Raw genomic sequence first — 25,349 nt, 5'->3', positions numbered from 1 at the left:
ATGCAGACAGGTTAAGTGGATGCATAAGCTGGTGTCACGCGGCTTCGTGCCGGCGTCTTGCGGCTGGACGCGCAGGTGCCATCGACGCTTCGGTCCCAGACCCGCCATGCAAGACGTCATACCGCAAGTCCCTGCGCTCCGTTGGTGCGCGTCCTCGGTGGCGGGCCGCGCACCTTGCCCGCGCTGCCGCCGCGTGCCCTGGCTAGAACCACAGATCCCTGATGCACCTGCCGTCTCGAGGCAGGTCCTCCCACTTGTCGAGCCCGTCGAAATGATCGATCGGGACATGCGCGATCGGCCCGGGCTCCGTCGTGCGGAGGTTCACGGCGATTCGTCGACGACCCTGCTCATCGGACTTCAGCCCACGCCAGTGGGTGACGTTGCCGCACCTGGAGCAGAAGTTGAAACTCAGCGCGTCCCCGCGTACGTACGCCGTGGTCGGCCCGCTGACCTTGATCGTATCGTCTTCGTAACCATAGGCCCAGAGCGCTCCATACCTGCGGCAAGCCGTGCAGTTGCATGCGGTGACCGACTCCGGCAACGCATCCAGTTGCCAACGAACAGTTGCCAACGAACGGAACCGCAGTGACATGAGCCTTCAAGCATGCGCTCCCTCCCGGGCAAGGATTGCAGCGGGCCCGGTGCGCACTTGCGCGGCCTGACGGCCGGACCGGGCGGCGGCGCAGGGCATGAGGACATCGCAACGACCCGCGGCGGTCCGCTCGCGCGAAGGGTCGGGCCGCGACGAGGCGCGCAACCTGCAACACACAACCAGAGGCAGAAACACGATCATGCAGGCCGGCCCGAAGTGCCATCAGGCACTGATGTTGATGCGAAGCCTGGAAGCCGGGAACGCAGGGTAACTGCGACATGCATCCACGTCGCCATGCCGCTTTAACCGCGCAGAACCGGCTCCCCGGTCCGCGGATTTGTGAGAGTCACATTCTCGAGCGCCCGAATGCGCCAGATCCCGTTCCGCCTCGTCAGTACGGCGAGGATAAGCGTATCCACCTCATGCGGCCCGGCCGGGTGAGCGGCGCCGGCCGCCAGGCGACTCCAGAAATGGATGACCGCCACGCCGTCAGCCATGTGAGCGACATCGATCAGCTCGTTTTCCAGCGTGGAGTCGCGATAGATCGTTTCGTGAATGGGAACGTGGAGCGCCACGATCTCATCGACGCCCTGGACATAGTGTCCGAAGCGATTCACGAACGTCGCGTCTTCATCGAACAGGCTACCGAGGGCAGCCATGTCGTGGGCATTCCAGGCAGCCTGGAATGCGCCGGGCGCAGCTTCCGGTCTTTTCATTTCAGTCATGGGGGTTGTGGTCTTGGGTTCTTTGAATGACTGCGGCGCCTGACGCTGGAATTTGGCGGCGGCGCAGCCGTCCGCCTTGTTGGGCTGCAGCTGCTTAGCATACGGAAAGCACTGCAACACGCCAAAATGTAAAACCGGACGACCGGTTGGCTGGTAACCCAGCGCCTCATAGAACGAGCAAGCCAAAGCCGTGCTTTCCAAGTACAGGGACTCCAACCCCCATTGAGCCGCTTTCCTCTCCAATGCCGTATGGACCATGCGACCAATGCCTTGACGCTGCGAGCCAGGGGCCAAGTAGAAAAGAAGGATCTCGCCTCTGCGTTGAAGTACGCCAACGCCATGCAGGTGACCGTTTGATTCTGCAACGACGCAGAAATTGTCAACGTTAGAAAGCCAGCTGAGAAAATTCTGCGGCGTCTTGTTGGCCAGCCATGTGGCGAGCGTCTTCTCATCGTGGTGGTGATCGGGTGCGCAAAGTTCGGTAATCGAGCGGCGCACGACGCCAATCGCAGCGTCGGCGTCCTTTTGCTCTGCAGGGCGTACTGTGATCATCCTTTTGCAGCCTAACGCTGGAGTTAGGCGGCGGCGAAGCCGTCCACCTTGAACGAAATGTTAGGCATGGACGCCGAGTGTGTTGTTGTAGATAGCAACAAGCGACCAAGCCAAGACGAGTACAAGAATACCAACGAGCGAAATTTTGCTGACGTTACGTTGCGCATCAAGGCCTCGCGGATACTGCCCGAGAGTAACAAGAAGCAGCGACACACGACCAAGATTGAATAGAACGAACGACCAAATGATGTAGTACGCGGTGAACTTGACGACGGCAACAACGCTATTTTTGATCTCGTCTTGCATGGCTACTTGATGCCTAACGCCTGAATTAAGCCGAGCCGCGAAGCGGCTTCGGCTTGAATGAATGGTTAGACGGCATCTCGATCGCCGTAACCGTGAAATGCTGGACCTCCGGCTCGAACTCTAAAAGGAAGTCCCGATCTTCCGGGTAGTATTTGGCGGTGAGCAGATCCTCTCCGGCGAAGGCATGAATGCTCTCCTCCGATTCCCAATGCGTGACCGTCATGAAATGCGAGACGTCAGCCTCGTCGCGGCGCAATATCGCAACGCTTAGGTTTCCAGGCACCAAGCGGTAATCCGGAATGGCGCGCTGCTCAAGAAAGGCCGTGTAAGCATCGGCCTTGGAGCGCAGGGTGACCCCATGCCACATACGGCAAATCATTGAACTCTCCAATGCCGACTAACGCTGGAGTTAAGCGGCGGCGCAGCCGTCTACCTTGAACGAGTAGTTAGGCGTTGCTTGTTGCATCAAACATGCCGCCCATGACGAGTTTCGTGACTGTGAGTTCACTTGGCCAGTAGCCGCTGACTTTGGGAAGATTGTCGCTGGCGTCCGTGAGGCGGCGGTGATAGAAGATGTGCGCCTTGGGTTTCGGCAGTGCAGCTTGGTCGGGGAAGTTCGCTGAAGGGACGAAGGCCAACCTCAGGAACGGCGCCAGCCGCAGAAAACCGACGACTGGCATGCCACAGGACCCGCACGTTCCTCGGCGCAGTGCTGGCGGTGCGCGATACTTCTTGAATTGAACGTTGTGACGTTCTGGCAAGGTAATGGCTCCTCCCCACCAGGCCGTGACATCTGCAAACGGCTGCTTGCAGACGGATTGGCAGATCGTGCAATGACACAGCAGGCGAGTGATTGGCATTCCGCTCACCGCGAATCGCGATTCGCCGCAACTGCACGCGCATGATTGGCTCAATAGCTGACGTGACACGGTGATTCCTTCGTGATGCCTAACGCTGGAGTTAAGCGGCGGCGAAGCCGGAGAGTTCCTACGCAAAAGTGGACACTCTTTGGTTAGGCAGCCAAGGCTTCGAACTCGACGGGAGAGCGATAGCCAAGTGCCGAGTGTAGGCGCTTGTGGTTGTAGAAATCGACGTAGCTGCGTACGGCCGCTCTGAGCTTGGGTTCGCTGGTGAAGTTCTGGCGGTGGTACATGTCGGACTTCATGGTTTTGTTCCACGATTCCATGTGTGCGTTGTCGGTCATGCGATGCGGACGGTTCACGCTCTGCACCAGCCCGGCGCTGGCCAGCGCCTGCTTGAAGTCGCTGGCCAGAAACTCCACGCCGCGATCACTGTGCAGCAGCGTGCCGGGCGGTGGTTGGCGTTGGCGCAGGGCCGCCGCCAGTGCCCGGCGCGTGAGGCGGGCGGTTCGATCCGGGCCCAGCGACCATCCCAGCAGGCGTCGCGAGTAGCGGTCCATGACCGTCGCCAGGTATCGCCATGTTCCCGACACTTTCAGATAGGTCACGTCCGTCACCCACACCTGATCAGGCCGATCCACGGTCAACTCATGGACGTGGTTGTCGACGCTGGAGAAGAAGCGATCCACGCCCGGGCAGCGTCGATACAGATCGGCCGAACACCCTCGGACGGCGTTATCCCGCATCAAGCGCGCGACCCGACGGCGTCCGACCGACTCGCCTTCGTCGCGCAGCCCCGCATGCACGCGCGGGCTGCCGTAGGTCTGTCGGCTGTCGTCATGTATCTGGCGAATCTTCCCGAGCAGACGCCCATCCTCCTGGATCCGCGGGCTGGCCGGACGATCACGCCACGCATAGAACCCACTCGCGCTGACGCCATACAGTCGGCACAACAGCCTCACGGGGTGGAACTCTTGCTGCTGTTTGATGAAGGCGAAGATGTCACCTTTCGAGCGGAAGTGAACGCGATCGCTTTTTTTAAAAGGTCATGCTCAATCTTCAATTGCTCATAGGCTTTCTTCACGCGACGCAGCTCCTTGAGCTCCGCCGCTACGGCCTTATCCACCGCCACACCCTTCGTCATGATCACACCCTCGCGCGCCTGTTTGCGCCAACGAGACAGCATGAACGGATGGATGTAAAGCGACGCAGCAACATCCTGTACCGCAACGCCAGACAGCTGGCTCAAACGGACGGCCGTCGCCTTGAATTCGTGGGTGTACCGGTAGGTGGTTCGTGGACCTGGTTCGGCATGGTGCGGACTCCTGAAGTGGTAGTTCAGGGTGTCCACTAAAGCGAAGGAACTATCCCGTCCGCCTTGAACGAGTTGTTAGGCACCCCGAAGCATGTTTGCTACAGGCCCGAAAAAACTAGAAAGCATACGAGCCCGAACAGCCCCGCCTTTAGCGTAAGCGCCAACAGCGAGCTGCGCCAGATGCCAGACGAAGACTGAGGATTGGAAAAGCCACCTCTTGCGTCGTCATCGAGTGTGATGAGGTGACCAAAAAGAGCCAACCCCGCGAATACGACCGGTGCGACGCCAATTTTGAAAGCCAAAGATGGCGAGTAGAGGCGAGCGATAGCGAATGAGGCCATGGAAAGGGCCAACACGATACCCAGCACAATCAATTGAACACGCTTTGACATGAGTGCCTAACGCTAGAGTTAAGCGGCGGCGAAGCCGTCCGCCTTGAACGAGATGTTAGACGGCAGCACGGTTACCCCGCCGTGTGCGAACACGATAGCGCTGCTTTGAAAGCCCGGCAATGCCACGAAGCTTGCGGCCTGCGCGCGAGGAACGAGCCGCTGGCAACGAGCGCCACGTTGCAGCGAACTGCGCGCACGACAAAGTACGAAGATGCGATGTGCGTCAGCGCGCGCAAGACACAACAGACGGCCAAGCGCGCGAAAGACAGCAACGCAGGCCGGCCAGGAACAGCAAGCGTCGCTTTGCCAACACGAAGCCAAGACGTGAAACGCGCGAGGAACTACGCAGGGAAAACGCTCTGCCGCCTAACGCTGGAGTTAAGCGGCGGCGAAGCCGTCCGCCTTGAACGAATTGTTAGGCGCAAACCTAGAGCATGTGAGCAAGTGCACCCAGATATGGGGCTATTGCAGAAATAATACTAACGTGATCAGACACGGATGACATGAAATCCTTGTACTTTCCCGCGAAGGAGGGTTTGCCGGCATGTGTCTTTAGATCTTTCGCTGCAGCAACGGCTACCTCTCTGCCCGGTTGATCCGGTAGCGAGGCTAGGGCTGAGATCACGTCGTCGAGAACCGTCTCATTGACTTGAATAACATTGACGGAATTGTCCGTGGAATTGATATTGATGCGGGCGTTGTGACCAGAAATAGTTATTGCTGCTGGAATGGATGCCGACGGAATGGAGGCCGAGGCGGGAGCCCGGGAAGGGATGCGCGCATAGCCTTCTTTGGTAAGGAAGAAAGATCCAGAAGGACTATTCTCTTTGACGTAAATCGCGCCTGAGTCGGCAAGGGACTGTAGCGCGTCTTGGAGGTCCTGCATTCGAAATCGATTGTGGTTCCAAGAAGCCAAAAGGCTTCTTAGCATTAGCATTTCGTCGGGTCTAACTCCGAACTTATCAAATACCTTCAGAACTTCTTGCTCTGCTTCTTCTGTTGTTGGTAAATCAGCCATGAAAATCTCTCCTTTTGCGCCTAACGCCTAAGTTAAGCGGCGGGCGAAGCCCGTCCGCTTGAATGCCTTGTTAGGCGCGCTCATTGAGTTTTAGAAAGGCTTTACGGTCAGGTTGTATTGCCAAAGTGCGAATTTGGTTGGGTCCGTAGTGACTCCCAGATTCCATAATAATCTCCATATCTTCGACTGAGCCTTCGTGTCCCTGCATGGCTGTTGTTACCAATATCCAGAGCGGGTCCGTTCGTATGTCATAACCGCAAGAGACTTGGCGGAGCGTTCCTGTTTCATCCCAATTAATGCTTTTCATCATGAAGAGTTCTCATTCGGATGCTGTGTATGCGGGACTTGCCAACTAGCGCCTAACGCTGGAGTTAAGCGGCGGCGAAGCCGTCCGCCTTGAACGAACTGTTAGGCCCGCCCGGAGCAACGATATGGACTGACCCATCTGGTGACACGAGCAGCCAATGGATATGCAGAGCTGAAACAACCCATGGGCTGAGTTTAGCAATTTGCGCGCGGAACGCAGGGGTGTCCGGAATTGCGGCACCGTACTTTGAAGTCTCGGAGCGCATACCTTGGACGAGCTGGCCAAGGCCGGTACGAAAATCTAGGCCCACCTGCGTGGTTAGCCCCTTTGCCTCAATGTGCCAAGCCTCACCAGTTACCGGGTGAGTACATAGCAGATCTACTTGGCCGTCGTTGATGAGGTCGAAGCCAGCGGCTCGAAAATGCGCCTCGATTGAGAGCTGCACGAAACCTTCATGTGGGAACTCAAGACCTCTTTTGTACGAGCGAATGGCTGGCATCGTTGCTCTTCTTTTAAGGCCTAACGCTGGAATTAAGCGGCGGCGCAGCCGTCCGCTTGAATGAGATGTTAGACCTAAGGCCCGCCGCAACACCAGGTTGTTACCGTGATTCGAGAAACCACACATTGTCCCCTTAGTATCAAGTAACCCTTAGAAAATGATGTTGCGAACCCGTGAATAGAATCGCCTGCTCGACGATCTTGAAGGAAATATTCCCAGTCTGCATGTGAAAGGCCTTCCGTGGTGCGTGTCGGCGGTTTCGATCTCAGCTGTGAAATCGTGAGCTCGGGGCTCACCCAGTCTATCCACGCCGGGACCGGCTCGCATGACACAAGCGCCCTTGTTGGCATGGGATGGGAACTAGATACGACGTATTTAAGTAGCGCAAACAGACAAGCGCTAGCGCCTAGTACGACGCACCAGAGCGCAATTCGAGAAGGCTTGATGTCGATTGCCATACTTTCTGTTTAGGTCTAACGCTAGAGTTAAGCGGCGGCGAAGCCGTCCGCCTTGAACGAATTGTTAGGCACCGCGCCCGTAACCTCCACAGAGGCACAAGTGAAGGTGCCGCACAGGCCGTAACAGCCCTCGATTGTAACGACCGAAGGAGACACAGAAGAGATGCTTAGAGCGTCTACGACGTTTTCCGAACGAAACTCAGAAAGATCTACTTCGGTGACACCGGTGAATCGCAAGCTGACCGTAGCAGCCCTTTTGATATTGGCGTCGATGTAGAAGATTCTGAGGCAGACGATGCCAGGTTGCTCGAACGAGAATAGTTCGATGCGACCATCTGCGAACTCGGGCCAGTAACCGAAAATGGATTCGACAAGCTCGGCGTGCGAAATCATTTCTTGTGGTGCCTAACGCTTAGTAGACCCCAATTCGGGGCATATGCAATGGATGTTCAGCTTTCGACGGACGGTCGTCAAGCGTACAAATCCTACGAGTGGACAAGGGGTTGCCGGATGGCGGCTGCGACGGGCGGGGGGTGATGCTGCCGTGGCATATCTCACGGATCGAGGCGCTATGTCTTATCCCTCACATTCGCCGGTGATAACAGCTGCCAAGCCGGGGGCGCCGGCGCCCCGCTTGCTCGACGAGGTTCGGCGACGTTTACGGCTCAAACACTACAGTTTGCGTACCGAGACCATCTACGTGGGATGGATACGCCGGTTCATCCTGGCGAACGGAAAGCGTCATCCGCGGGACATGGGCGCAGTGGAAGTGGAGGGCTTCCTGTCCGGGCTTGCGGTGCGCGGAGGCGTGGCGGCCAGTACGCAGAATCAGGCGTTGTCGGCGTTGCTTTTTCTCTACCGCGAGGTGTTGCGGATCGACTTGCCATGGATGGAGACGATGGTACGCGCGAAGCGTTCGCAACGCGTCCCCACGGTGTTGTCGTGTACCGAGATACAAACATTGCTGGCGCAGATGGAGGGGCGGCCATGGCTGCTGGCTAGTCTCTTGTATGGCACCGGTATGCGGTTGATGGAGTGCATGCGATTACGCGTGAAGGATGTGGATTTTGCGCGCAACGAAATCACCGTGCGTGACGGCAAGGGCGGCAAGGATCGGCGCACGGTATTGCCGAAGCGGCTGATCGAGCCTTTGCAGCGCGAGATCGAGCGCGCCCGCGTGCTGCATGACAGTGACTTGCTTGCGGGTTTTGGCGTAGCGCGCCTGCCGCATGCCCTGGCGCGCAAGTATCCCCAGGCCGGGCGGGAATTTGGCTGGCAGTTCGTGTTTCCGTCGGCACAACGCTCGGTCGATCCGCTGGATGGTGCGGAACGCCGCCATCACTTCGATGAGGGGCTGCTGTCGCGATCACTGAAGGGCGCTTGCCGCCGCGCGGGCATAGTCAAGCCGGTGAGTGCGCATACGCTGCGCCATTCGTTCGCCACGCATTTGCTGGAGTCGGGGTATGACATCCGCACCGTGCAGGAGTTGCTGGGACACAAAGATGTTGCGACTACCCAGATCTATACGCACGTGCTCAATCGCGGTGGACATGGGGTGTTGAGCCCGCTGGACCGGTGAGGTGCAATGCCGTCGGTATCGCCTCGCGTGCGGCTCGAGCCCGAAGAATCATCTACATACGCGGCCAATTGAGCTCGACGCTGTGCTCCACCCCGTCGTCTGCCAGCGAGATGCAGCCATCGGCCTGCGCCACGCCATCCAGCCACACGGTGCTGGTGGTGCCGGCGTCGCTCTGGCGCAGGTGGATGCGGTACAGCGTGCCGCGGTGGCGATAGTCCATGGTGAAACCTTCCCAGTCCTCCGGCAGCACCGGCGCGAAGCGCAGCTTGCCGGCTTCCAGGCGCAGGCCGAGCAGGGATTCGATCATCAGCCGGTACATCCAGCCGGCGGAGCCGGTGTACCAGCTCCAGCCGCCGCGGCCGACATGCGGGGCGACCGCGTAGACATCGGCGCTGACCACGTAGGGCTCGACCTTGTAGACGTCCATTTGTTCTGCATCGAGGCCGTGGTTGACCGGGTTGATCATGCGCAGCAGTTCCCACGCGCGCTGGCTGTCGCCGAGTTCGGCGAAGGCCATCGTGGCCCAGATCGCGGCATGCGTGTACTGGCCGCCGTTCTCGCGCACGCCGGGCACGTAGCCCTTGATGTAGCCCGGGTCCATCGGCGATTTGTCGAACGGCGGGTCCAGCAATTGCACCAGGCCCGCGTCGCGGCGCACCAGGTGCTGGTCGAGCGAATCCATCGCCTGCTGCCGGCGTTCGGGCGACGCCATACCGGACAGCACCGACCAGCTTTGCGCGATCGAGTCGATCCGGCACTCCTCGTTGCCGGCCGCACCGAGCGGGGTGCCGTCGTCGAACCAGGCGCGCCGATACCAGGCACCGTCCCAGGCGTGCTGTTCCAGTGCGACCCGCAGTTTTTCGACTTCGGTTTCGCAGCGTTGCGCGAACGGCTCGTCATCATGCAGCCGCGCCACCTCGGCGAAACGCTGCAGCACCTCGCAGGAGAAGAAACCCAGCCACACGCTCTCGCCGCGACCGGCCTCGCCGACCCGGTTCATGCCGTCGTTCCAGTCGCCGCCGCCGATCAGCGGCAGGCCATGCACGCCGCGCGGCAGGCTGTGCTCGATCGCGCGTACGCAGTGCCGGTACAGTGGTTCGACCAGGGCCGAGGGCTGCGGCAGGTCGTAATAGGATTCCTCGCCGGGATGCAGCGGACGGCCTTCGATGTAACCCACGCGCGCATCCAGTACGCCGCGGTCGCCGCTGGCCAGCACGTAGCGGCTGGTGGCCAGCGGCAGCCACAGGTAGTCGTCGGAACAGGTGGTGCGCACGCCGCGGTCCAGCGGCGGATGCCACCAGTGCTGCACGTCGCCTTCGGGGAACTGGTGCGCGGCGCACAGCAGCAGTTGCGCGCGCGCGAGTTCGGGCGCGGCGTGCACGGTGGCCATCGAATCCTGCAGCTGGTCGCGGAAGCCGAACGCGCCGCCGGACTGGTAGTAGCCGCTGCGCGCCCACATGCGGCAGGCGATGGTCTGGTACAGCAGCCAGCCGTTGGCGAGCACGTCGAGTGCCGGTTCGGGCGTCTGCACCTGCACGGCGCCGAGCACCTGCTGCCAGTGCGCGCGCACCCGCGCCAGCGCGGCGGCGGCCGAACCGTTGCCGCGGAAGCGCTGCACCAGCGCGGCCGCGTCGGTGGCATCGCGACCCAGGCCGAGCCGGAAGATCAGCTGGCGCTCGCCGCCGTCGTCCAGGCTCAGCTTCGATTGCAGCACGGCACAGGGATCCAGGCCGGGACCCAGCCGGCCGGACAACTGCCGGCGGCCCAGCCCGGCCGGCGCATGCATGCCGCCGTTGCGGCCGATGAACTCGCTGCGGTCGCCGCCGATGCCGCGCTCGGGATCGTCGACGTCGAGGAAGGCCACCCGGTTGGGAAACTCGACGTTGTAGCTGTTGCGCGCGAACAGCGCGCCGCTGGCCGGGTCGGACTCGGTGACCACGTGCATCGCGGTCTTCTCGCGCAGGTCGCCGAGCAGCCACTCGACATAGGCGGTGGCGCTGAGCTTGCGCGGCCGGCCGGAATCGTTGCGCAGCTTCAGCACCGAGAACTTCACCGAGGCATCCAGCGCCACGTAGATCCACAGCTCCGAATGGATGCCGTCCTCGGCGTGCTCGAACACGCTGTAGCCGAAGCCGTGGCGAGTGGTGTAGCTGCCGCCGCCGCGGCTGGGCAACGGCGTGGGCGACCACAGCGCGCCGGTTTCCTCGTCGCGCAGGTAGATCGCCTCGCCGCTGCCGTCGACCACCGGGTCGTTGTGCCACGGCGTGAGGCGGAACTCGTGCGCGTTCTCGCCCCAGGTATAGGCGCCGCCGCTCTCGGAGATCACCGTGCCGAAGTGCGGATTGGCCAGCACGTTGGCCCACGGCGCCGGCGTGACCGCGCCGGCGGCGGAGACGATCACGTACTCGCGGCCGTCGGCACTGAAGCCGCCGTGCGGATTGCGCAGTTGCAGGCCCGGCGGCGCGAGGGCGATCGGCGCGGGCAGCGCCGGCCGCTCGACGCGCGTGGGCTCGAACGGCGGCGCGTGGGTTTCCAGCTGGCGCCGTCCGATCTGTTCGGCCAGCGTGCCCCGATGGTCGGCCAGCACGATGCGGGCGCTGGCCAGCATCACCATGCGGTCCTCGCCGGAGAGCTGCTGCGCCGGCCGCACGAAGATGCCGCCGGGACGATCGAGCAGGCCGGCCTCGCTGCCGGAGCCGATCAGGCCGAGGATCTGGTCCTGCAGATCCTGCCGGTAGCCGGCGCGATCCTCGTTCCAGATCACCAAGTCTACCGCCAGCCCTTTCTGGCGCCAGTAGGCATGCGCCTGCACCAGCTGGCGCACCAGCTCGATCCGCGCGGGGCTGGCGATCTGCAGCAGCACGATCGGCAGGTCGCCCGAGATCGACTGGCCCCACAGGCCGGACTGGCCGCGCCGGTTGCCGCGCAGCACGCCCGGCTCGGCGCGCAGGTTGGCATTGGGAAACACGATGGCGGTGGCCATGTGCTCGTACAGCTGGGCATCGGCGAGGCCGGCATTGAGCTGGCGCAGCAGCACCTGGCTGTGCGTCCAGGCCAGGTCGAACACGCGATCGGCGAGATGGCGGTCGCGGTACTTGCCGATCAGGTGCAGGCAGCCTTCGCGCTGGTCGGCGATTCCGGTGACGAAGTCGATGATGGCGGTCTGTTCGGGCTGCAGGGTGATGCGGCAGCGGATCGCCACGATCGGGTCGAGCACCGAGCCTGCACTGCCGGACAGCCGCGTTTGCGCGGGATCGAGCGCCAGTGGCGCCGCCGCGCTGCGACCGCGGCCGATGAAGCGGGCGCGGTCGGTTTCGTAGGAGATCTCGTCGATGTCGGCGTCGTGCACCGCGAGCAGGTGGAACATCGCCGGCACCGCCTCGCCGTGGGCGCGCGGCCGGCGCGTGCACACGATGGCCTGCAGTTCGCTCACCAGTTCGGTCTGCACGAACAGCTTGCTGAAGGCCGGATGCAGCGCGTCGGCCAGCGGCGGCGCCAGCACCACTTCGGCATAGCTGGTCAGCTCGATCGTGCGGGCGGTGCGACTGCGGTTGGTGACATGGGTGCGGCGCAGCTCGATGTCGTCTTCGGGCGACACCACGATCTCGGTGTGCGCGTCGAATTCGCGCTCGCGCACGCGGAACTCGGCGCGCGCCTCGGAGAAGATCGCCTCGAACAGTTCGGTCTTGCGGCACACCGGCTGGTAGGCCGCCGACCAGTAGGCGCCGCTGGCGACGTCGCGCAGGTAGCAGAACATGCCCCAATGGTCGCGCGTGATGTCCTCGCGCCAGCGCGTCAGCGCCAGCTCGCCGCGCCGGCTGCTGCCGCTGCCGGCGCTGCTCAGCATCACGTGGTAGTGGCCGTTCGACAGCAGTTGCAGCGCCGGGTGTGCCCGGTTCGGATCGGCGAACACGCGCAGCCGCGTCTCGCTGGCGGACGCGCCGGCATTGCCGTCGGGGAAGCCGGAGGCATGCAGGTATTCGGCGGCGGTCTTCGGGATGCGCTCCTGCAGCAGCAGGCTGGTGGCGCGGAATTGCGGGTCGGAACCGAAGCGGCGCTGCATCGGGCGCTGCAGCAGGGCGTAACCCAGCGCCAGCAGGCTCATGCCCTGGTGATGGGCCATGAACGATTGCACCAGCGCCGAGGACTGCCCCACCGGCAGCCGCGCCGGAGTGTAGTCGATCGCCTCGTACATGCCGTAGCGCCCCTGCGCACCGCCGTCGGCCAGCCGCTGCAGGTTCCTGGTTGCGGCGGCGGGCGCGATCATCAGGGCCAGCGCGCTGGCGTACGGAGCGATCACCACATCGTCGCCGAGGCCGCGCTTGAGGCCGAGGCCGGGCACGCCGAACGCGCGGTATTGATAGGTGAAGTGCGCATCCAGCGTGTTGTAGCCGGATTCGGAAACGCCCCAGGGCACGTCGTGCTGGCTGCCGTATTCGATCTGCCGCGCCACTGCCGCGCGGCAGGTCTGATCGAGCAGGGTGCCTTCGTAGCCCGGCATCACCAGGTTCGGCATCAGGTACTCGAACATCGAGCCGGTCCACGACAACAGCGCCGGCTCGCCGCCGACGGTGGTCAGCAAGCGGCCCAACGCGAACCAGTTGTCCTGCGGCAGCTGGCCCTGGGCGATGCCGACGAAACTGGCCAGCCGCGCTTCGGACGCCAGCAGGTCGTAGTAGCCGGCATCCAGCCGGCGCGCGTCGACGTTGTAGCCGATCGCCAGCAGGTCACGCGCGCTGTCGTACAGGAAGCGGTAATCCATCTGCGCCAGTTCGTCGACCTGCTGCGCCAGCTGCTCGATCAGCGCGATGCGCTCGCGGGCGCGCTCGCGGATCGCATCGGCATCGAAGCTGCCCGGCCAGCACAGCGGCTCGATATGCGCAAGCTGGTCGAGGCTGGGTATGCCGCGAAAACCACCGTCGTCGTCGGCGGGTGGAATGAGGTTGAACCATGCCGTCTCCGCGCACAGCTCGTCCAGCTGCGCGCACAGCGCATCCCGCCAGAACGCGGCGTCGCTGTCCGGCTCGGGCATCAGTACCTCGGCCAGCGCCTGCGCCTGCGCGCGCTGGCGTTGCAGCACGGCGAGCGCGGCGCCGGTGGTGGCGGGCGGGCTGTCCAGCGCATCCTGCAGTTCTCCCTGCAGTCGATCCAGCGCCTTTTCGTCGTGGCCGAGCGCGTCGTGCAGCAGTTGCAGGGTATCCAGCAGGCCCTGCCATGTGCATGGCCGGAACACCGGCGCCTCGATCAGTTCGAGCAGGCCCGGGCGCAAGGTCAGCAGGTGGCCGGCGAGGTTGCCGCTGTCCACCGCCGAGATGTACAGCGGCGCCAGCGGCTGCAGCGTCTGGGTGTCGTACCAGTTGTAGAAGTGGCCGCGGTAGCGCGGCAATCGCCGCATCGTGGCCAGGGTTTCGCGGGTGCGCTCGAGCAGCCGACCGGCGCCGAGGAAGCCGAAGTCGTAACCGGCCAGGTTGGCCAGCAGGGCCAGGCCGATGTTCGTCGGCGAGGTGCGATGGGCAATGACCGGGCCGGGCTGTTCCTGCAGGTTGTCCGGCGGCAACCAGTGCTCCGCCGCGTTGACGTGGCTGTCGAAGAAGGCCCAGGTCTGCCGCGCCAGCACGCGCAGGAAACGCGTCTGCGCCGCGTTGGGCGCGAACTCGTCGAGCCGGCGCGGTGGCTGGCTGATCCACCAGGCGATGCCGGGCGACAATAGCCACAACAGCAGCAGCGGCCACGCCAGCACCAGCACCAGCGGCCGCTGCCACACCAGCGCCGCGGTCAGCAGCACGGCGAACAGCGGGCCGATCCACATCTGCCGCCATGCGGCGGCGAGCGTGTTGCGGCTGCGCCGCTCGACGTCGCTGGAGGTCTGCCACTGCAGCAGGTGGCGGTGACTGAACGCGATGCGCCACAGCGTGCGCGCGATCGCATCCAGGTGGTACAGCGCCTCGTGCGGCAGCCAGGCCAGGCCCAGCGCCATTCGCGCCACATGCTGCATGCCGGCCATGAAGCCGGCGCGCAGGTGCTGGTCCAGCTGCACGTCCTTCGGCTTCTGCACCAGTTCCAGCAGGGCCGACAGCAGCGGCGGCACCAGCACCATCGACAGCACCGCGACCGTCCACGACAGCACCGGGGACAACGCCAGCCAGCCGATCACCAGCAACGCCAGCACCGCGAGCGAGACCAGGCTGCGGCGCAGGTTGTCGAGGATCTTCCAGCGCGACAGGGCGGTCAGCGCGTTGCGGCGCCAGCCGTCATGCGCGGTCGGCGCCCACGGCAGCAGCCACGGCAGCAGTTGCCAGTCGCCGCGGATCCAGCGATGCCGACGCTTGACGTCGGCGCCGTAACGGGTCGGGTACTCCTCGAACAGCTGCACGTCGCTGAGCAGGCCCGAACGCGCGTGGCAGCCCTCGACCAGGTCATGGCTGAGGATGCGGTTTTCCGGGAAGCGGCCGTCCAGGGTGCGCTCGAACGCGTCGATCGCATAGATGCCCTTGCCGATGAACGAGCCCTCGTGGAACAGGTCCTGGTAGACGTCCGAGACCATCTGCGTATACGGGTCGATGCCGGCGTCGCTGCCGTACAGCTTGGCGTAGCGCGAACGCGCGGTGCTGGGCAGGCTGATGCCCACGCGCGGTTGCAGGATCGCGTAGCCACTGACCACGCGCCGGCGTTCGGGGTCGTACACCGCGCGGTTGAGCGGGTGGTCGATGCTGCCCACGAAGGCCTGCGCCGCGTCGCGCGGCAGCTCGGTGTCGGTATCCAGGGTGATCACGTACTGCACCGGCGGCAGGGTGGCGATGTCGCCGACGATGCGCATGAAACGATCGTGGGCGTTGCCGCGCAGCAGGGCGTTGAGGTCGGCCAGCTTGCCGCGCTTGCGCTCGTGGCCCATCCAGCAGCGCTCGGACGGGTTCCAGCGACGCGGCCGGTGGAACAGGAAAAAGCGGTCGGACTCGCGGCTGGCGTAGCGTTCGTTGAGCGTCTCGATGCGCCGTTGCGCCAGCTGCAGCAGAGCCTCGTCGCCGGGCAGGCTCTCGCTGTCCGCGTCGGTGAAGTCGGTGAGCAGGGCGAAGTGCAGGTGTTCGTCGCGATTGCCGAGGAAGCGCACCTCCAGCGCCTCCACCAGATCCTCCACGTCCTGCGCGCTGGCGAGCATGCTGGGGATCGCCACCAGCGTGCGCGCCGTGGCCGGAATGCCATGCGCATAATTCATGCGGGGCAGCAGCTGCGGCGCAATCGCCAGCGTGGCCATCCAGTTGAACAGGCTCGACGCCAGCTGGCTGGCCACGATCAGTGCCAGCAGCGCGATCGCGACCAGCGCCCACGTCGCCACGTCGTCGTAGGAGGCGGCCAGCGCCAGCGGTTCGGCGAAGGCGACGGTCAGCAGCAGCAGCAAGCCGAGGTAGATCGGCACCGGCGCACGGTCGAACGTGCGGCGCAGGCGCTCGGTCAGCCGCGGCCGGATCCCCAGCTGCCGTTCCAGCAGCGGGCGGCCGCGGTCGATCAGGTAGAAGCCGACATGCCGCGGCAGTGCGGGCGCGGGCGTCGTCGGGATCGCGGCGCGGCACAGCTCGATGGTGGCTTCGGCGACCTGGGCCTCGCTCAACCGATGCTGTCGCGCCAGCCGCTCGATCACGTGGCGGTAGCGGTCGCGGGTGGCGAAATCCATCGCCGCGTAGACACCGGCCGGATCCTCGCGCAGACACCGTTCGACCAGGCTGGCGTGCTCGACGAAATCACGCCAGTCGATCGCCGACAGCGCGCGCAGGCTGCCGATGCTATTGCCCACCGAGACCTGCGCCGCTGCCTGCTGCTGCGCTTCGAGCTGGACCAGGTGCTCGATGCTCTGGCCCGACTCGGACAGGCGCTGCTCGAGCCAGCTCAGCGGCAGCGCCAGCGCCGGGCTCTGGCCCTGCAGCCGGCGCGCCATTTCCGCCACGAACGGGCCGTTCATCGGCGGATTCGAGCGCGCCATGTCGGCCACCACCAGCACCACCGAATTGGAATCGCGTTCGGCCGTGGCAGTCATGCTGTCGGCCCAGCGCACGGCACGGCCGCGAAAACGCCAGTCCGCCATCACCCGCGCCGCGACCCGGCGCAGGTTCTCGATCAGGGCCAGTCGCAGCATGATCGGGATCGCCCACAGCTCGCCCAGCTTCAGCGGAGTCACTTCCTGGTAGGCGTGGATGAAACGATGCAGACCCGCGGTGTCGATGCGGCCGTCGCCGTGCGCGATGATTTCCAGCGCGATGTCGTAGACCCGCGGCAGGCCCGCCGAGGCGCCGTTGTCCAGCCGCGGCAACTCGCGGCTGTAACCCCTGGGCAGGTGCCGGCGGGCGGTGCGGATCTGCTCCTCGATCAGGTAGAAATTGTCGAGCAGCCATTCGCCGGCCGGAGTGATCCGGCGCTTGCGCCGGGTCGCGTCGGTCAGCCGCTCGCAGCTGTGGGTGATCACCGCCTCGTTGTCGGCTAGCCGGCCCAGCAGGAGGTCGGCTTGCGAACGCTCGCGCAAGCGGTGCTGCGCCGCCAGCACCCGGCCGTGCCGCTCCATCTGTTCGGCGCTGAACAGCTCCGCGCGCAGCGCCGGCTCCTGCTCCGGTCGCGTGCGCGACGCGACGCGGCGGCGGCGAAACGCCTGCAGGCGGCGCCACTTGAGCCGATCGAGAAGGCTGCCGATGTTCAAGCGCGATGTTCCTTGGGGTGGATGGCGACCAGGCCACGCGAAGGGCCGGCCACGGCGATCTCCGGGTGGCGCACGCTGCCGCGCGCAGCCACCGGCTTGTGCCGCCACCTTACCCGCCGGCATGTGAAGAGCGCGCACGCTACGATGGCCGCCTCATCCTGCCGGAGTCTCGCCGTGTCCCTGCTGATTCGGGCCGCCATGCCCGCCGACGTTGCCGACCTGGTCGCGTGGAACACCGCGATGGCGTGGGAAACCGAGCGCAAGCGGCTGGATCCGGCCATCCTGCGGCGTGGCGTCGCCGGTGTGCTGGAGCAGCCGCGCCGCGGCTTCTACCTGATCGCCGAGCACGCCGGCGTGGCCGTCGGCTGCCTGCTGGTGACGTTCGAGTGGAGCGACTGGCGTGGCGGCGATTTCTGGTGGATCCAGAGTGTCTACGTGGATCCCGCGGCGCGCCGTGGCGGCGTGTTCCGCGCGCTGTACGCGGCGGTCGAGCAACGCGCGGCGGCGGCCGGCGCGGTCGGCCTGCGCCTGTACGTGGAGACGGAGAACCGGCACGCCCAGCAGACCTACGAAGGGCTGGGCATGCAGCGCTGCCACTACTGGATGTACGAGGCGATGCTGGCGGACGCCGCCGAGCGCTGATGCTCAGCCCGGTTCGGCGAATCGCTGCTCCAGCTCGGCGGCGGGTACCGGGGCGCCGAACAGGAATCCCTGCAGCTGGGTGCAGCCGGCCTGGCGCAGGAACGCGGCCTGTTCCTCCGTCTCCACGCCTTCGGCGATCACCAGCTTGTCCAGCGTGCGCGCCATCGCGATGATCGCGCCGGTGATCGTGGCGGTGTCCGGGTCGCCGATCACGTCGCGCACGAACACGCGATCGATCTTCAGTGCGTCGATCGGGAAGTGCTTCAGGTAGGACAGGCTGCAATAACCGGTGCCGAAATCGTCCAGCGACAGGCGCACGCCGCGCTGCCGGATCCGCTGCAGCAGCGCATTGGTGGCATCGCCGCCGGACATCACCATGCGCTCGGTCAGTTCGAGTTCGAGCAGGCCGGCATCGAGCCCGCTTTCTTCCAGCACCTCGTCCAGCCAGTCGAGGAAATCGGCATGCTGGAACTGCAGCGGGGAGACGTTCACCGAGACCGGAATGCGGTGGCCCTGCTGCTGCCACAGTCGCGCCTGGTGGCAAGCCTGGCGCAGCACCCAGGTGCCGATCGACAGGATAAGGCCGGTATCCTCGGCCACCGGAATGAACTGGTCCGGCGTGTACAGTTCCTGTCCCTTGGCGTACCAGCGCAGCAAGGCCTCGGCACCCACGATGCGCCCGCTGCGCGCGTCGATCTTGGGCTGGTAATGCAGGCTCAACTGGCGCCGCGGCAGCGCCTGGCGCAAGGCGGCCTCGATGCCGCGGCGGGCGCGCGTGCGCTCGTTCATCGACGGCGTGAAGAAACGGTAGCCGTGCAGGCCCTGGCCGCGGATCGCCGCCAGCGCGGTTTCCGCGTGCTGCAGCAGGCTTTCCGGATCCGGTGCATCGTCGGGGTACACGCTGATGCCGATGCCGACGTGCAGGCCAAGCTCGGTCAATCCGTCCACCTGCGTCTGCTCACCCTGGTTGAGCAGGACCTGCGCGAGGCTGGCCGCTTCGCCGACGCTGTCCATGTGCGGCAGCACCACCACGAACTCGTCGCCGGCATGGCGGCTGAGCAGGGCGTCGCCGGGCAGGCTGCGTTGCAGCTGGGCCACGAATGCGCGCAATACGCGGTCGCCTGCGGCATGGCCGTGCTGGTCGTTGATGCGCTTGAACTGGTGGATGTCGATGTAGAGCAGGGCCGCGCGCTGCTGGCGGCGATGGGCGATCGCCAGCGCCTGCGCGAGATGCTCGTGCAACTGGCTGCGATTGGGCAGGCCGGTCAGCGTGTCGTGCTGGGTCAGGTGGATCATCTTCAACGCCAGCGCGCGGGTCTCGCTGACGTCGTGGAACACCAGCACGCCGCCGATCACATTGCCGGCATGGTCGTGGATCGGCGCGGAGGAGTCCTCCACCGGCGTGTCGAAACCGTGCCGATGGCGCAGCAGGGTGCGGCCGGCGAGATCGACGATGGTGTTCTGCCCGATCGCCACGTGCAGCGGGTTGGCGACGGGCTCGCCGTGCACGGCATCGAACAGCCGGAACACTTCCTCGACCGGGCGCCCTTGCGCCTCTTCGCTGCTCCAGCCGGTCATTGCCTCGGCGATCGGATTGAGCGAGTTGATGCGCAGTTGCGGGTCGGTGGTGATCACCGCGTCGCCGATCGAGCGCAGGGTGACCTCGGCCAGTTCTCGCTCGCGGTGCAGGGCGTCCTCGAACGCCTTGCGCTGGCTGATATCCTGCGCCTGCGACACGAAGTACAGCGGCGCACCGTCGTCGTCGCGCACCAGCGACACGCTGAGCTGGATGTACACGACATGGCCGTCCTGGTGCAGGTTGCGCTTCTCCAGCTGGTAGTTTTCACGCTGGCCGGTGAGCAGTTGCATCATCAGTTCCGCGTCGGCGGCCATGTCGTCCGGATGCGTCACCTCGGCGATGCCCAGCCGCAACAATGCTTCCTCGTCATAACCCAGCATCTGGCATAGCGCGGCGTTGACGCGCAGGAAGCGGCCGTCCGGGCCGGTCAGCGCCATCCCGATGGCGGCGTGCTGGAACGCACTGAAGAAGCGCCGCTCGCTCTCGTGCAACTGCAGTTCGAGCTGGTGCCGCTCGGTGATGTCGATCAGGGCGGTGAACACGCCGCAGACCCGGCCGGCGGCATCGAAATCGGGCTGGAAATTGCCGTGCGCGTAGCGCCGCTCGCCGTTGGCGTGGAGCTCGCCTTCGTAACTGGCCAGCCGACCCGCATAGGCCTGCTCCAATGCCACCCGGGCACGCTCGTAGTTGTCCGCGCCGACCACATCGATCAGGCGCCGGCCGATCATCTCCGCCGGGTCGATGCCGAGCCAGCTGCGATGGGTGTCGTTGACGTAGCGAAAGCGCTGCTCGGCGTCGAGATAGGTGAGCAGGGCCGGCGCGCCATGCAGGAGCTTGGCGGGCCAGTGCGGCCCGTCTGGAAGTGTCGGCAACCCCCCGGCTTGCTTTTGCGGCCGCATGGTCATCCCGTCAGCTTGAGTGCGCCCCCTGTCGACGCGCGCTCATCATGCGCCGACAGTTCGTCACGGCACAACTGCCGCCGGAAGACGCGTCGAGGAGTCGAAAAACGCGCTGCCGATGCGGATCTCGAATGATCCGTCGAAAACGGCGGGAAAACCGGCTTCGACGCCGGCCGGTTCAGTGGGCGGTAGCGACCGGCGCGGACAGTGCACCGTCTGCGTCCAGCACGATCCGGCCCAGCGCCTGCAGCCCGTCGGCAACGCCATGGCGCTCGGCCAGTCGCTGCAGCAGCGGACCCAGTGCCTGCGGCCGCAACGGGTAGCCGTGCGCCAGCACGCGGACGCGACCGGGCCCGGCTGCCTGCGCCGCGGTCACCGCGACCACGCCGAGGCCGGGCGCCTCGTGCGCGAACAGCCGTGGCAAGCCGAATTCCGCAGCGGCCGCCGCATGGGTTTCCAGCAGATAGCCGTCCATTGCCTCGGTCGTCGTGCCGGATGGTTGCATGCGCAGCGGAATCCGGTGGGCGTCCAGCAACGCGGCGTACTGGCGCAGCTCGAACACGATGCCGGCGAAATCATGGGCGCGTTGCGCCGGGTCGCCGCCCTGCCCTGCCTGCCAGTGCGCCGGCGACTGCGCCAGCACGACACCATCGGCGTAGCGCAGCGCCAGGCCGCGTGCGCTCAGCGTCGATTCTTCCCGCTCCGGTGTCAGCAGCGCGGTTTCCAGCAGTGCCCACAGCGGCGCCAGGTTGACGTGTTCGTATTGCACGCAGGTCAGCGCGAGCAGGTCGTTGCGGCTGAAGTAACGCACGTGTTCGAGCCGTACGCCGAGCGTGCGCATCAGCCAGTCGGCGGTCTGCATGCCGGCCTCGCCGCGGCCGACCAGCTGGATCTCCAGCTGGGTGGAGAGCTCGTCGGCCAGCGCCGTGGGGGCCAGCAGGCTGATCGGCAGCAGCCGCATCGGACCCTCGGCATAAACCGCCGACGGTTCCAGCGGCAGCGCCGGCATGTGCCCCTCGTGACTGCCGAAGGCGACCACGTTTTCCAGCGTCCCGCGCGGCACGCGCAGGGCCAGTTCGTCCAGCGTGGACCACACCGGAAAGCCCGGCCGCAGCAATTCCACCGGATCGAACAGCGCGCCGGCCAGCACCAGTCGCGCCGCTGCCACCTGCGGCACCAGGCCGAGCAGGTCCGTCGCGACCAGCTGCGCCAGCTCGGCGGCCTCGTCGCGGCCGAGCGTCATCCGCGCCGGTGGCTCGCCGGCCACCGGCTCAAGCGCCAGCAGCACGGGCAGGGCGAGCAGCGTTTGCGCTTCCACGATTGGCCACCCAGGGGACTTGAAGAACGCGCATTCTATCAGTGCGATCTTCACGCTCCGCACGACAGGGCTGAACGGAACAGCATCCTGCAGGCCGCTTGGGCTTTCGCACGGCGGCATGGCGGGTTAGCCTTGAAGCAATCGAGTGATGGACTTTTCAGGGCATGGACAACACGCACCGGCGCGTCGGAGTCATTGGCGGCATACGCATCCCGTTCTGTCGCAACAACACGGCCTACGCCGACGTGGGCAATTTCGGCATGTCGGTGAAAGTGCTCGGCGCGCTGGTCGAGCGCTTCGGCCTGCACGGCGTGGAACTGGGCGAGGTGGCGCTGGGCGCGGTGATCAAGCACTCATCGGACTGGAACCTCGCGCGCGAGGCCCTGCTCAGTTCCGGGCTGGCGCCGACCACACCGGGGATCACCACCGCGCGTGCCTGCGGCACCTCGCTCGACAACGCCATCATCATCGCCAACAAGATCGCCGCCGGCCAGATCGAGGCCGGCATCGCCGCCGGCTCGGATACCACCAGCGACGTACCGATCGTCTACGGCACCCGCCTGCGCAAGCGGCTGCTGGCGATGAACCGCGCGAAGACCCCGCTGGACAAGCTGAAGACCGCGCTGCGCGGGTTTTCCTTCAGCGAGCTGAAGCCCTCCTTCCCCGGCGTGGCCGAGCCGCGCACCGGCAAGTCGATGGGCGACCATTGCGAACAGATGGCGCGGCAATGGCAGATCGGCCGCGAGGCACAGGATCGGTTGGCGCTGGACAGCCACCACAAGCTGGCGGCCGCCTACGACGCCGGCTTCTTCGACGATCTGCTGGTGCCGTTCCGCGGGCTCAGGCGCGATGGCTTCCTGCGTCCGGACAGCACGCTGGAAAAGCTGGCCGCGCTGAAACCGGCGTTCGACAAGCGCTCCGGCCACGGCACGCTCACCGCCGGCAATTCCACCGGGCTGTCCGATGGCGCCGCGGCCGTGCTGCTGGGTACCGATGCCTGGGCCGCGCAACACGGCCTGAAGGTGCAGGCCTACCTGCGCGACGCGGAAGTCGCCGCGGTGGATTTCGTGCACGGCGAGGGCCTGCTGATGGCACCCACCATCGCGGTGCCGCGGATGCTCGCGCGGAATGGACTGAGCCTGCAGGACTTCGACTTCTACGAGATCCACGAGGCGTTCGCCGCGCAGGTGTTGTGCACCCTGCGCGCGTGGGAATCGGCCGATTACTGCAAGAACCGGCTCGGCCTGGACGCACCACTGGGCACGATCGATCCGGCGAAACTCAACGTGCACGGTTCCAGTCTCGCCGTGGGCCATCCGTTCGCCGCCACCGGCGCGCGCATCATCGCCACCCTGGCCAAAATGCTGGAGCAGAAAGGTTCCGGTCGCGGCCTGATCTCGATCTGCACGGCCGGTGGCATGGGCGTCACCGCCATCCTCGAGCGGCCGTAGCAGCGGGATCGATGCCGCACCTGCGCACCACCACGGGACTGAGCGCACTGGCGTTGCTGGTCGGCATCGCCGGTACCAGCTGGCTCAGCGGCCTGACCGGCCAGTGGCAGCAACCGTCCGATCGTGTGGCGATGGTTCGGCCCACGCATGCCACGCCACGAAGGCCATCGACGGTGCCGCGCGGAGGTGGCCCGGTCAGGGTGGTGCATCGACGAATTCACCTCAGCGGCGCCGGAACGGTGCAGGCCGCGGTATCGGCGCCACCCGCCATCCTGCAACCGCTGGCGACGCCGGGCGACACCAGCCAGAGCTGGGCCCAATTGCGCGGCCATCTCGACGGCCGCGTGATCGTGCAGGTGCAGGTCGATGCGACCGGTCGGGTCGGCCGCGCCCGCGTGGTCGCCTCCAGCGGCGACCCGATCCTGGACGAACATGCGCTGCGCAGCGTGCGTGGCTGGCGCTTCGCGGTGCCGCCGGGCCATCCCGACGGTCTCAGCGGCGAGCTGCCGATGCGGTTCTCTTCGCAGGGTCAGGCGCTGGGCATGCTCTGAACCGACCCGTCGGCATGGCGTCGCGCCGGCGATGACGATCGCCCTATATATCTGAACTTATCAGTCTGCTATTGTCCCGGCCCGGCTCTCCCCTTCAGGCCACTCCCCTTGCCCAGCGACCTGTCCCTCCCCGCACCGATCCTGCGCCAGAGCGCCGTGCGCGTGCTGGTGCTGCTGGCCGGCCTTGCCCTGGCCGGTTGTGTCGTCGGCCCCGATTACCATCGTCCCGACGCGCCGGCGGTGCAGCGTTACACGGCGCAACCGTTGCCATCCGCCACCGCTGCCGCGAACGCCGGGGACGGTGACGCGCAGCGCTTCATGCAGGGCCACGATGTGCCCGCGCGCTGGTGGACCACGTTCGACAATGCGGAACTGACCCGCCGGGTGGACACGGCGCTGCGCCACAGCCCCTCGATCGCCTCGGCGCAGGCGGCGCTGCGCCAGGCGCAGGAAGATGCCCGTGCCGCCGGCGCGGTCAATTTCCCGTCGGTGGATGCAAGCGCCGGCGTCACCCGCCAGAAGCAGTCCGGCGCGGCCTTCGGCGGCGCGTTCACCTTTGCGCCGTTGACCGTCTACAACGCCTCGGTCAGCGTCAGCTACGGCATCGACCTGTTCGGTGGCACCCGGCGCGGGATCGAGGCGCAGGCGGCGCTGGCGGATGTGCAGCGCGCGCAGACCGACGCGACCTACCTGACCCTGGCCGCCAACGTGGTCACCGCGTCGCTGCAGGAAGCCTCGCTGCGTGAACAGCTGCGCGCCACCGGGGAGATCCTGGACAGCCAGCGCAAGAGCCTGCACATCGCCGAACAGCAGCAGCAGATCGGCGCGAAATCGCTGTCCGACACGCTCGCCGTGCGCACCCAGCTGGCCAGCACCGAGGCCAGCCTGCCGCCGCTGCGCGCGCGACTCGCCGCCACCCGCAACCAGCTGGCCACCTATCTCGGCAGCACGCCGGCGCAGCTGGAGTTGTCGCCATTGCGGCTCGACGCGATCACCCTACCGCGGGACATTCCGGTGAGCCTGCCGTCGAGCCTGGTCGAGCAGCGCCCGGACATCCGCGCCGCTTCGGCCCAGTTGCACGCCGCCACCGCCCAGGTCGGCGTGGCCACGGCGGCGATGCTGCCGCAGATCTCGCTGTCCGGGAGTGCCGGTTCGCAGGCGCTGCATGCCAGCGATCTGTTTTCCGCCGGCAGCGGCGCCTGGTCGCTGGGCCTGGGCCTGACCCAGCCGCTGTTCCACGGCGGCGAGCTGCTGCACAAGAAGCGCGCCGCCCGCGCCGGCCTGGACAAGGCGCTGGCGGACTGGCAGCAGACCGTGCTGGTCGCCTTCCAGAACGTCGCCGATGCCTTGCAGGCGCTCGAGTACGACGCGCAGGGGCTGGCCGCACAGGCCGGCGCGGAAAGCGCGGCATCGCAGCAGCTTGGGCTGACCCGCCAGCAATACCAGGTCGGCGCCACCGGCTATCTCAACCTGCTCGACGCCGAGCGCAGCTACCAGCAGGCGCGCATCGCGCTGATCCAGGCGCGCGCCGCCCGGCTGGCCGATACCGCAGCGCTGTACGCCGCGCTTGGCGGCGGCTGGCAGGACGACAGCCGCCAACAGGTCGCCAAACAGAATCCGTAG

Annotated in this window: 18 protein-coding genes; 5 read left to right on the top strand and 13 right to left on the bottom strand. The window is 65.7% G+C overall.

What is annotated here, in order from left to right:
- Nucleotides 1-202: 202 nt before the first annotated feature.
- The 10 genes from B0E47_RS02880 to B0E47_RS02830 all read right to left on the bottom strand — a co-directional run bounded on the left by B0E47_RS02880 (nt 203) and on the right by B0E47_RS02830 (nt 7,417).
- Nucleotides 203-592, bottom strand: coding sequence for a GFA family protein (locus B0E47_RS02880; RefSeq protein WP_217318887.1), 390 nt, complete (start codon nt 590-592; stop codon nt 203-205).
- 302 nt (nt 593-894) lie between these two features.
- A complete protein-coding gene (locus B0E47_RS02875) occupies nt 895-1,869 on the bottom strand; it encodes an SgcJ/EcaC family oxidoreductase (RefSeq protein WP_077512327.1) in 975 nt (324 codons plus the stop codon).
- A gap of 60 nt (nt 1,870-1,929) precedes the next feature.
- A complete protein-coding gene (locus B0E47_RS02870) occupies nt 1,930-2,175 on the bottom strand; it encodes a hypothetical protein (RefSeq protein WP_077512324.1) in 246 nt (81 codons plus the stop codon).
- A gap of 25 nt (nt 2,176-2,200) precedes the next feature.
- Nucleotides 2,201-2,542, bottom strand: a complete 342-nt coding sequence (locus B0E47_RS02865) for an antibiotic biosynthesis monooxygenase (RefSeq protein WP_217318886.1) — start codon at nt 2,540-2,542, stop codon at nt 2,201-2,203.
- Between the two features lie 79 nt (nt 2,543-2,621).
- Complete coding sequence (locus B0E47_RS02860) at nt 2,622-3,104, bottom strand: GFA family protein (RefSeq protein ID WP_139351314.1); 483 nt, start codon at nt 3,102-3,104, stop codon at nt 2,622-2,624.
- Nucleotides 3,105-3,187: 83 nt separating this feature from the next.
- Entirely contained in the window at nt 3,188-4,024 is an 837-nt protein-coding gene (locus B0E47_RS02855; RefSeq protein WP_254422780.1) for an IS3 family transposase, read from the bottom strand.
- Nucleotides 3,994-4,386, bottom strand: coding sequence for a transposase (locus B0E47_RS02850; protein ID WP_139351312.1), 393 nt, complete (start codon nt 4,384-4,386; stop codon nt 3,994-3,996). The genes B0E47_RS02855 and B0E47_RS02850 overlap by 31 nt, the downstream gene beginning before the upstream one ends.
- 783 nt (nt 4,387-5,169) lie before the next feature.
- On the bottom strand, nt 5,170-5,760 hold the full coding sequence (locus tag B0E47_RS16680; protein WP_139351311.1) for a hypothetical protein: 591 nt from the start codon (nt 5,758-5,760) through the stop codon (nt 5,170-5,172).
- Nucleotides 5,761-6,131: 371 nt separating this feature from the next.
- Nucleotides 6,132-6,566, bottom strand: a complete 435-nt coding sequence (locus B0E47_RS02835; protein WP_077512312.1) for a hypothetical protein — start codon at nt 6,564-6,566, stop codon at nt 6,132-6,134.
- 485 nt (nt 6,567-7,051) lie between these two features.
- On the bottom strand, nt 7,052-7,417 hold the full coding sequence (locus tag B0E47_RS02830) for an Imm50 family immunity protein (RefSeq protein WP_077512310.1): 366 nt from the start codon (nt 7,415-7,417) through the stop codon (nt 7,052-7,054).
- Between the two features lie 178 nt (nt 7,418-7,595).
- Here B0E47_RS02830 and B0E47_RS02825 point away from each other — a divergent pair, with 178 nt between their 5' ends.
- Nucleotides 7,596-8,603 (top strand): integron integrase, encoded by a 1,008-nt coding sequence (locus B0E47_RS02825; RefSeq protein ID WP_077512308.1) that lies wholly within the window; start codon nt 7,596-7,598, stop codon nt 8,601-8,603.
- Nucleotides 8,604-8,655: 52 nt separating this feature from the next.
- Here B0E47_RS02825 and B0E47_RS02820 read toward each other — a convergent pair whose 3' ends face one another.
- A complete protein-coding gene (locus tag B0E47_RS02820; RefSeq protein ID WP_174566943.1) occupies nt 8,656-17,286 on the bottom strand; it encodes a glucoamylase family protein in 8,631 nt (2,876 codons plus the stop codon).
- A 174-nt stretch (nt 17,287-17,460) separates the two neighbouring features.
- Between B0E47_RS02820 and B0E47_RS02815 the strand changes: the two genes are divergently transcribed.
- Complete coding sequence (locus tag B0E47_RS02815) at nt 17,461-17,928, top strand: GNAT family N-acetyltransferase (protein ID WP_217318885.1); 468 nt, start codon at nt 17,461-17,463, stop codon at nt 17,926-17,928.
- Between the two features lie 3 nt (nt 17,929-17,931).
- Here B0E47_RS02815 and B0E47_RS02810 read toward each other — a convergent pair whose 3' ends face one another.
- Both B0E47_RS02810 and B0E47_RS02805 read right to left on the bottom strand, forming a co-directional pair.
- Nucleotides 17,932-20,379 (bottom strand): GGDEF and EAL domain-containing protein, encoded by a 2,448-nt coding sequence (locus tag B0E47_RS02810; protein WP_254422777.1) that lies wholly within the window; start codon nt 20,377-20,379, stop codon nt 17,932-17,934.
- A gap of 205 nt (nt 20,380-20,584) precedes the next feature.
- Entirely contained in the window at nt 20,585-21,724 is a 1,140-nt protein-coding gene (locus tag B0E47_RS02805; RefSeq protein ID WP_077512429.1) for a hypothetical protein, read from the bottom strand.
- Nucleotides 21,725-21,888: 164 nt separating this feature from the next.
- Between B0E47_RS02805 and B0E47_RS02800 the strand changes: the two genes are divergently transcribed.
- The 3 genes from B0E47_RS02800 to B0E47_RS02790 all read left to right on the top strand — a co-directional run bounded on the left by B0E47_RS02800 (nt 21,889) and on the right by B0E47_RS02790 (nt 25,349).
- The gene (locus B0E47_RS02800; protein WP_077512300.1) at nt 21,889-23,175 is read left to right on the top strand and encodes an acetyl-CoA C-acetyltransferase; all 1,287 of its coding nucleotides are present in this window, start codon (nt 21,889-21,891) and stop codon (nt 23,173-23,175) included.
- Nucleotides 23,176-23,186: 11 nt separating this feature from the next.
- Nucleotides 23,187-23,726 (top strand): energy transducer TonB, encoded by a 540-nt coding sequence (locus B0E47_RS02795; RefSeq protein WP_077512298.1) that lies wholly within the window; start codon nt 23,187-23,189, stop codon nt 23,724-23,726.
- 108 nt (nt 23,727-23,834) lie between these two features.
- Nucleotides 23,835-25,349: an efflux transporter outer membrane subunit gene (locus tag B0E47_RS02790; RefSeq protein ID WP_254422776.1), complete on the top strand. Its 1,515-nt coding sequence runs from the start codon at nt 23,835-23,837 to the stop codon at nt 25,347-25,349.

Origin of the sequence: Rhodanobacter sp. B05, assembly GCF_002001085.1 — a bacterium.
Lineage (GTDB): Bacteria > Pseudomonadota > Gammaproteobacteria > Xanthomonadales > Rhodanobacteraceae > Rhodanobacter.
The sequence above is the reverse complement of the archived record's forward strand: the minus strand, read 5'-3'. Positions and strand labels throughout refer to the sequence as shown.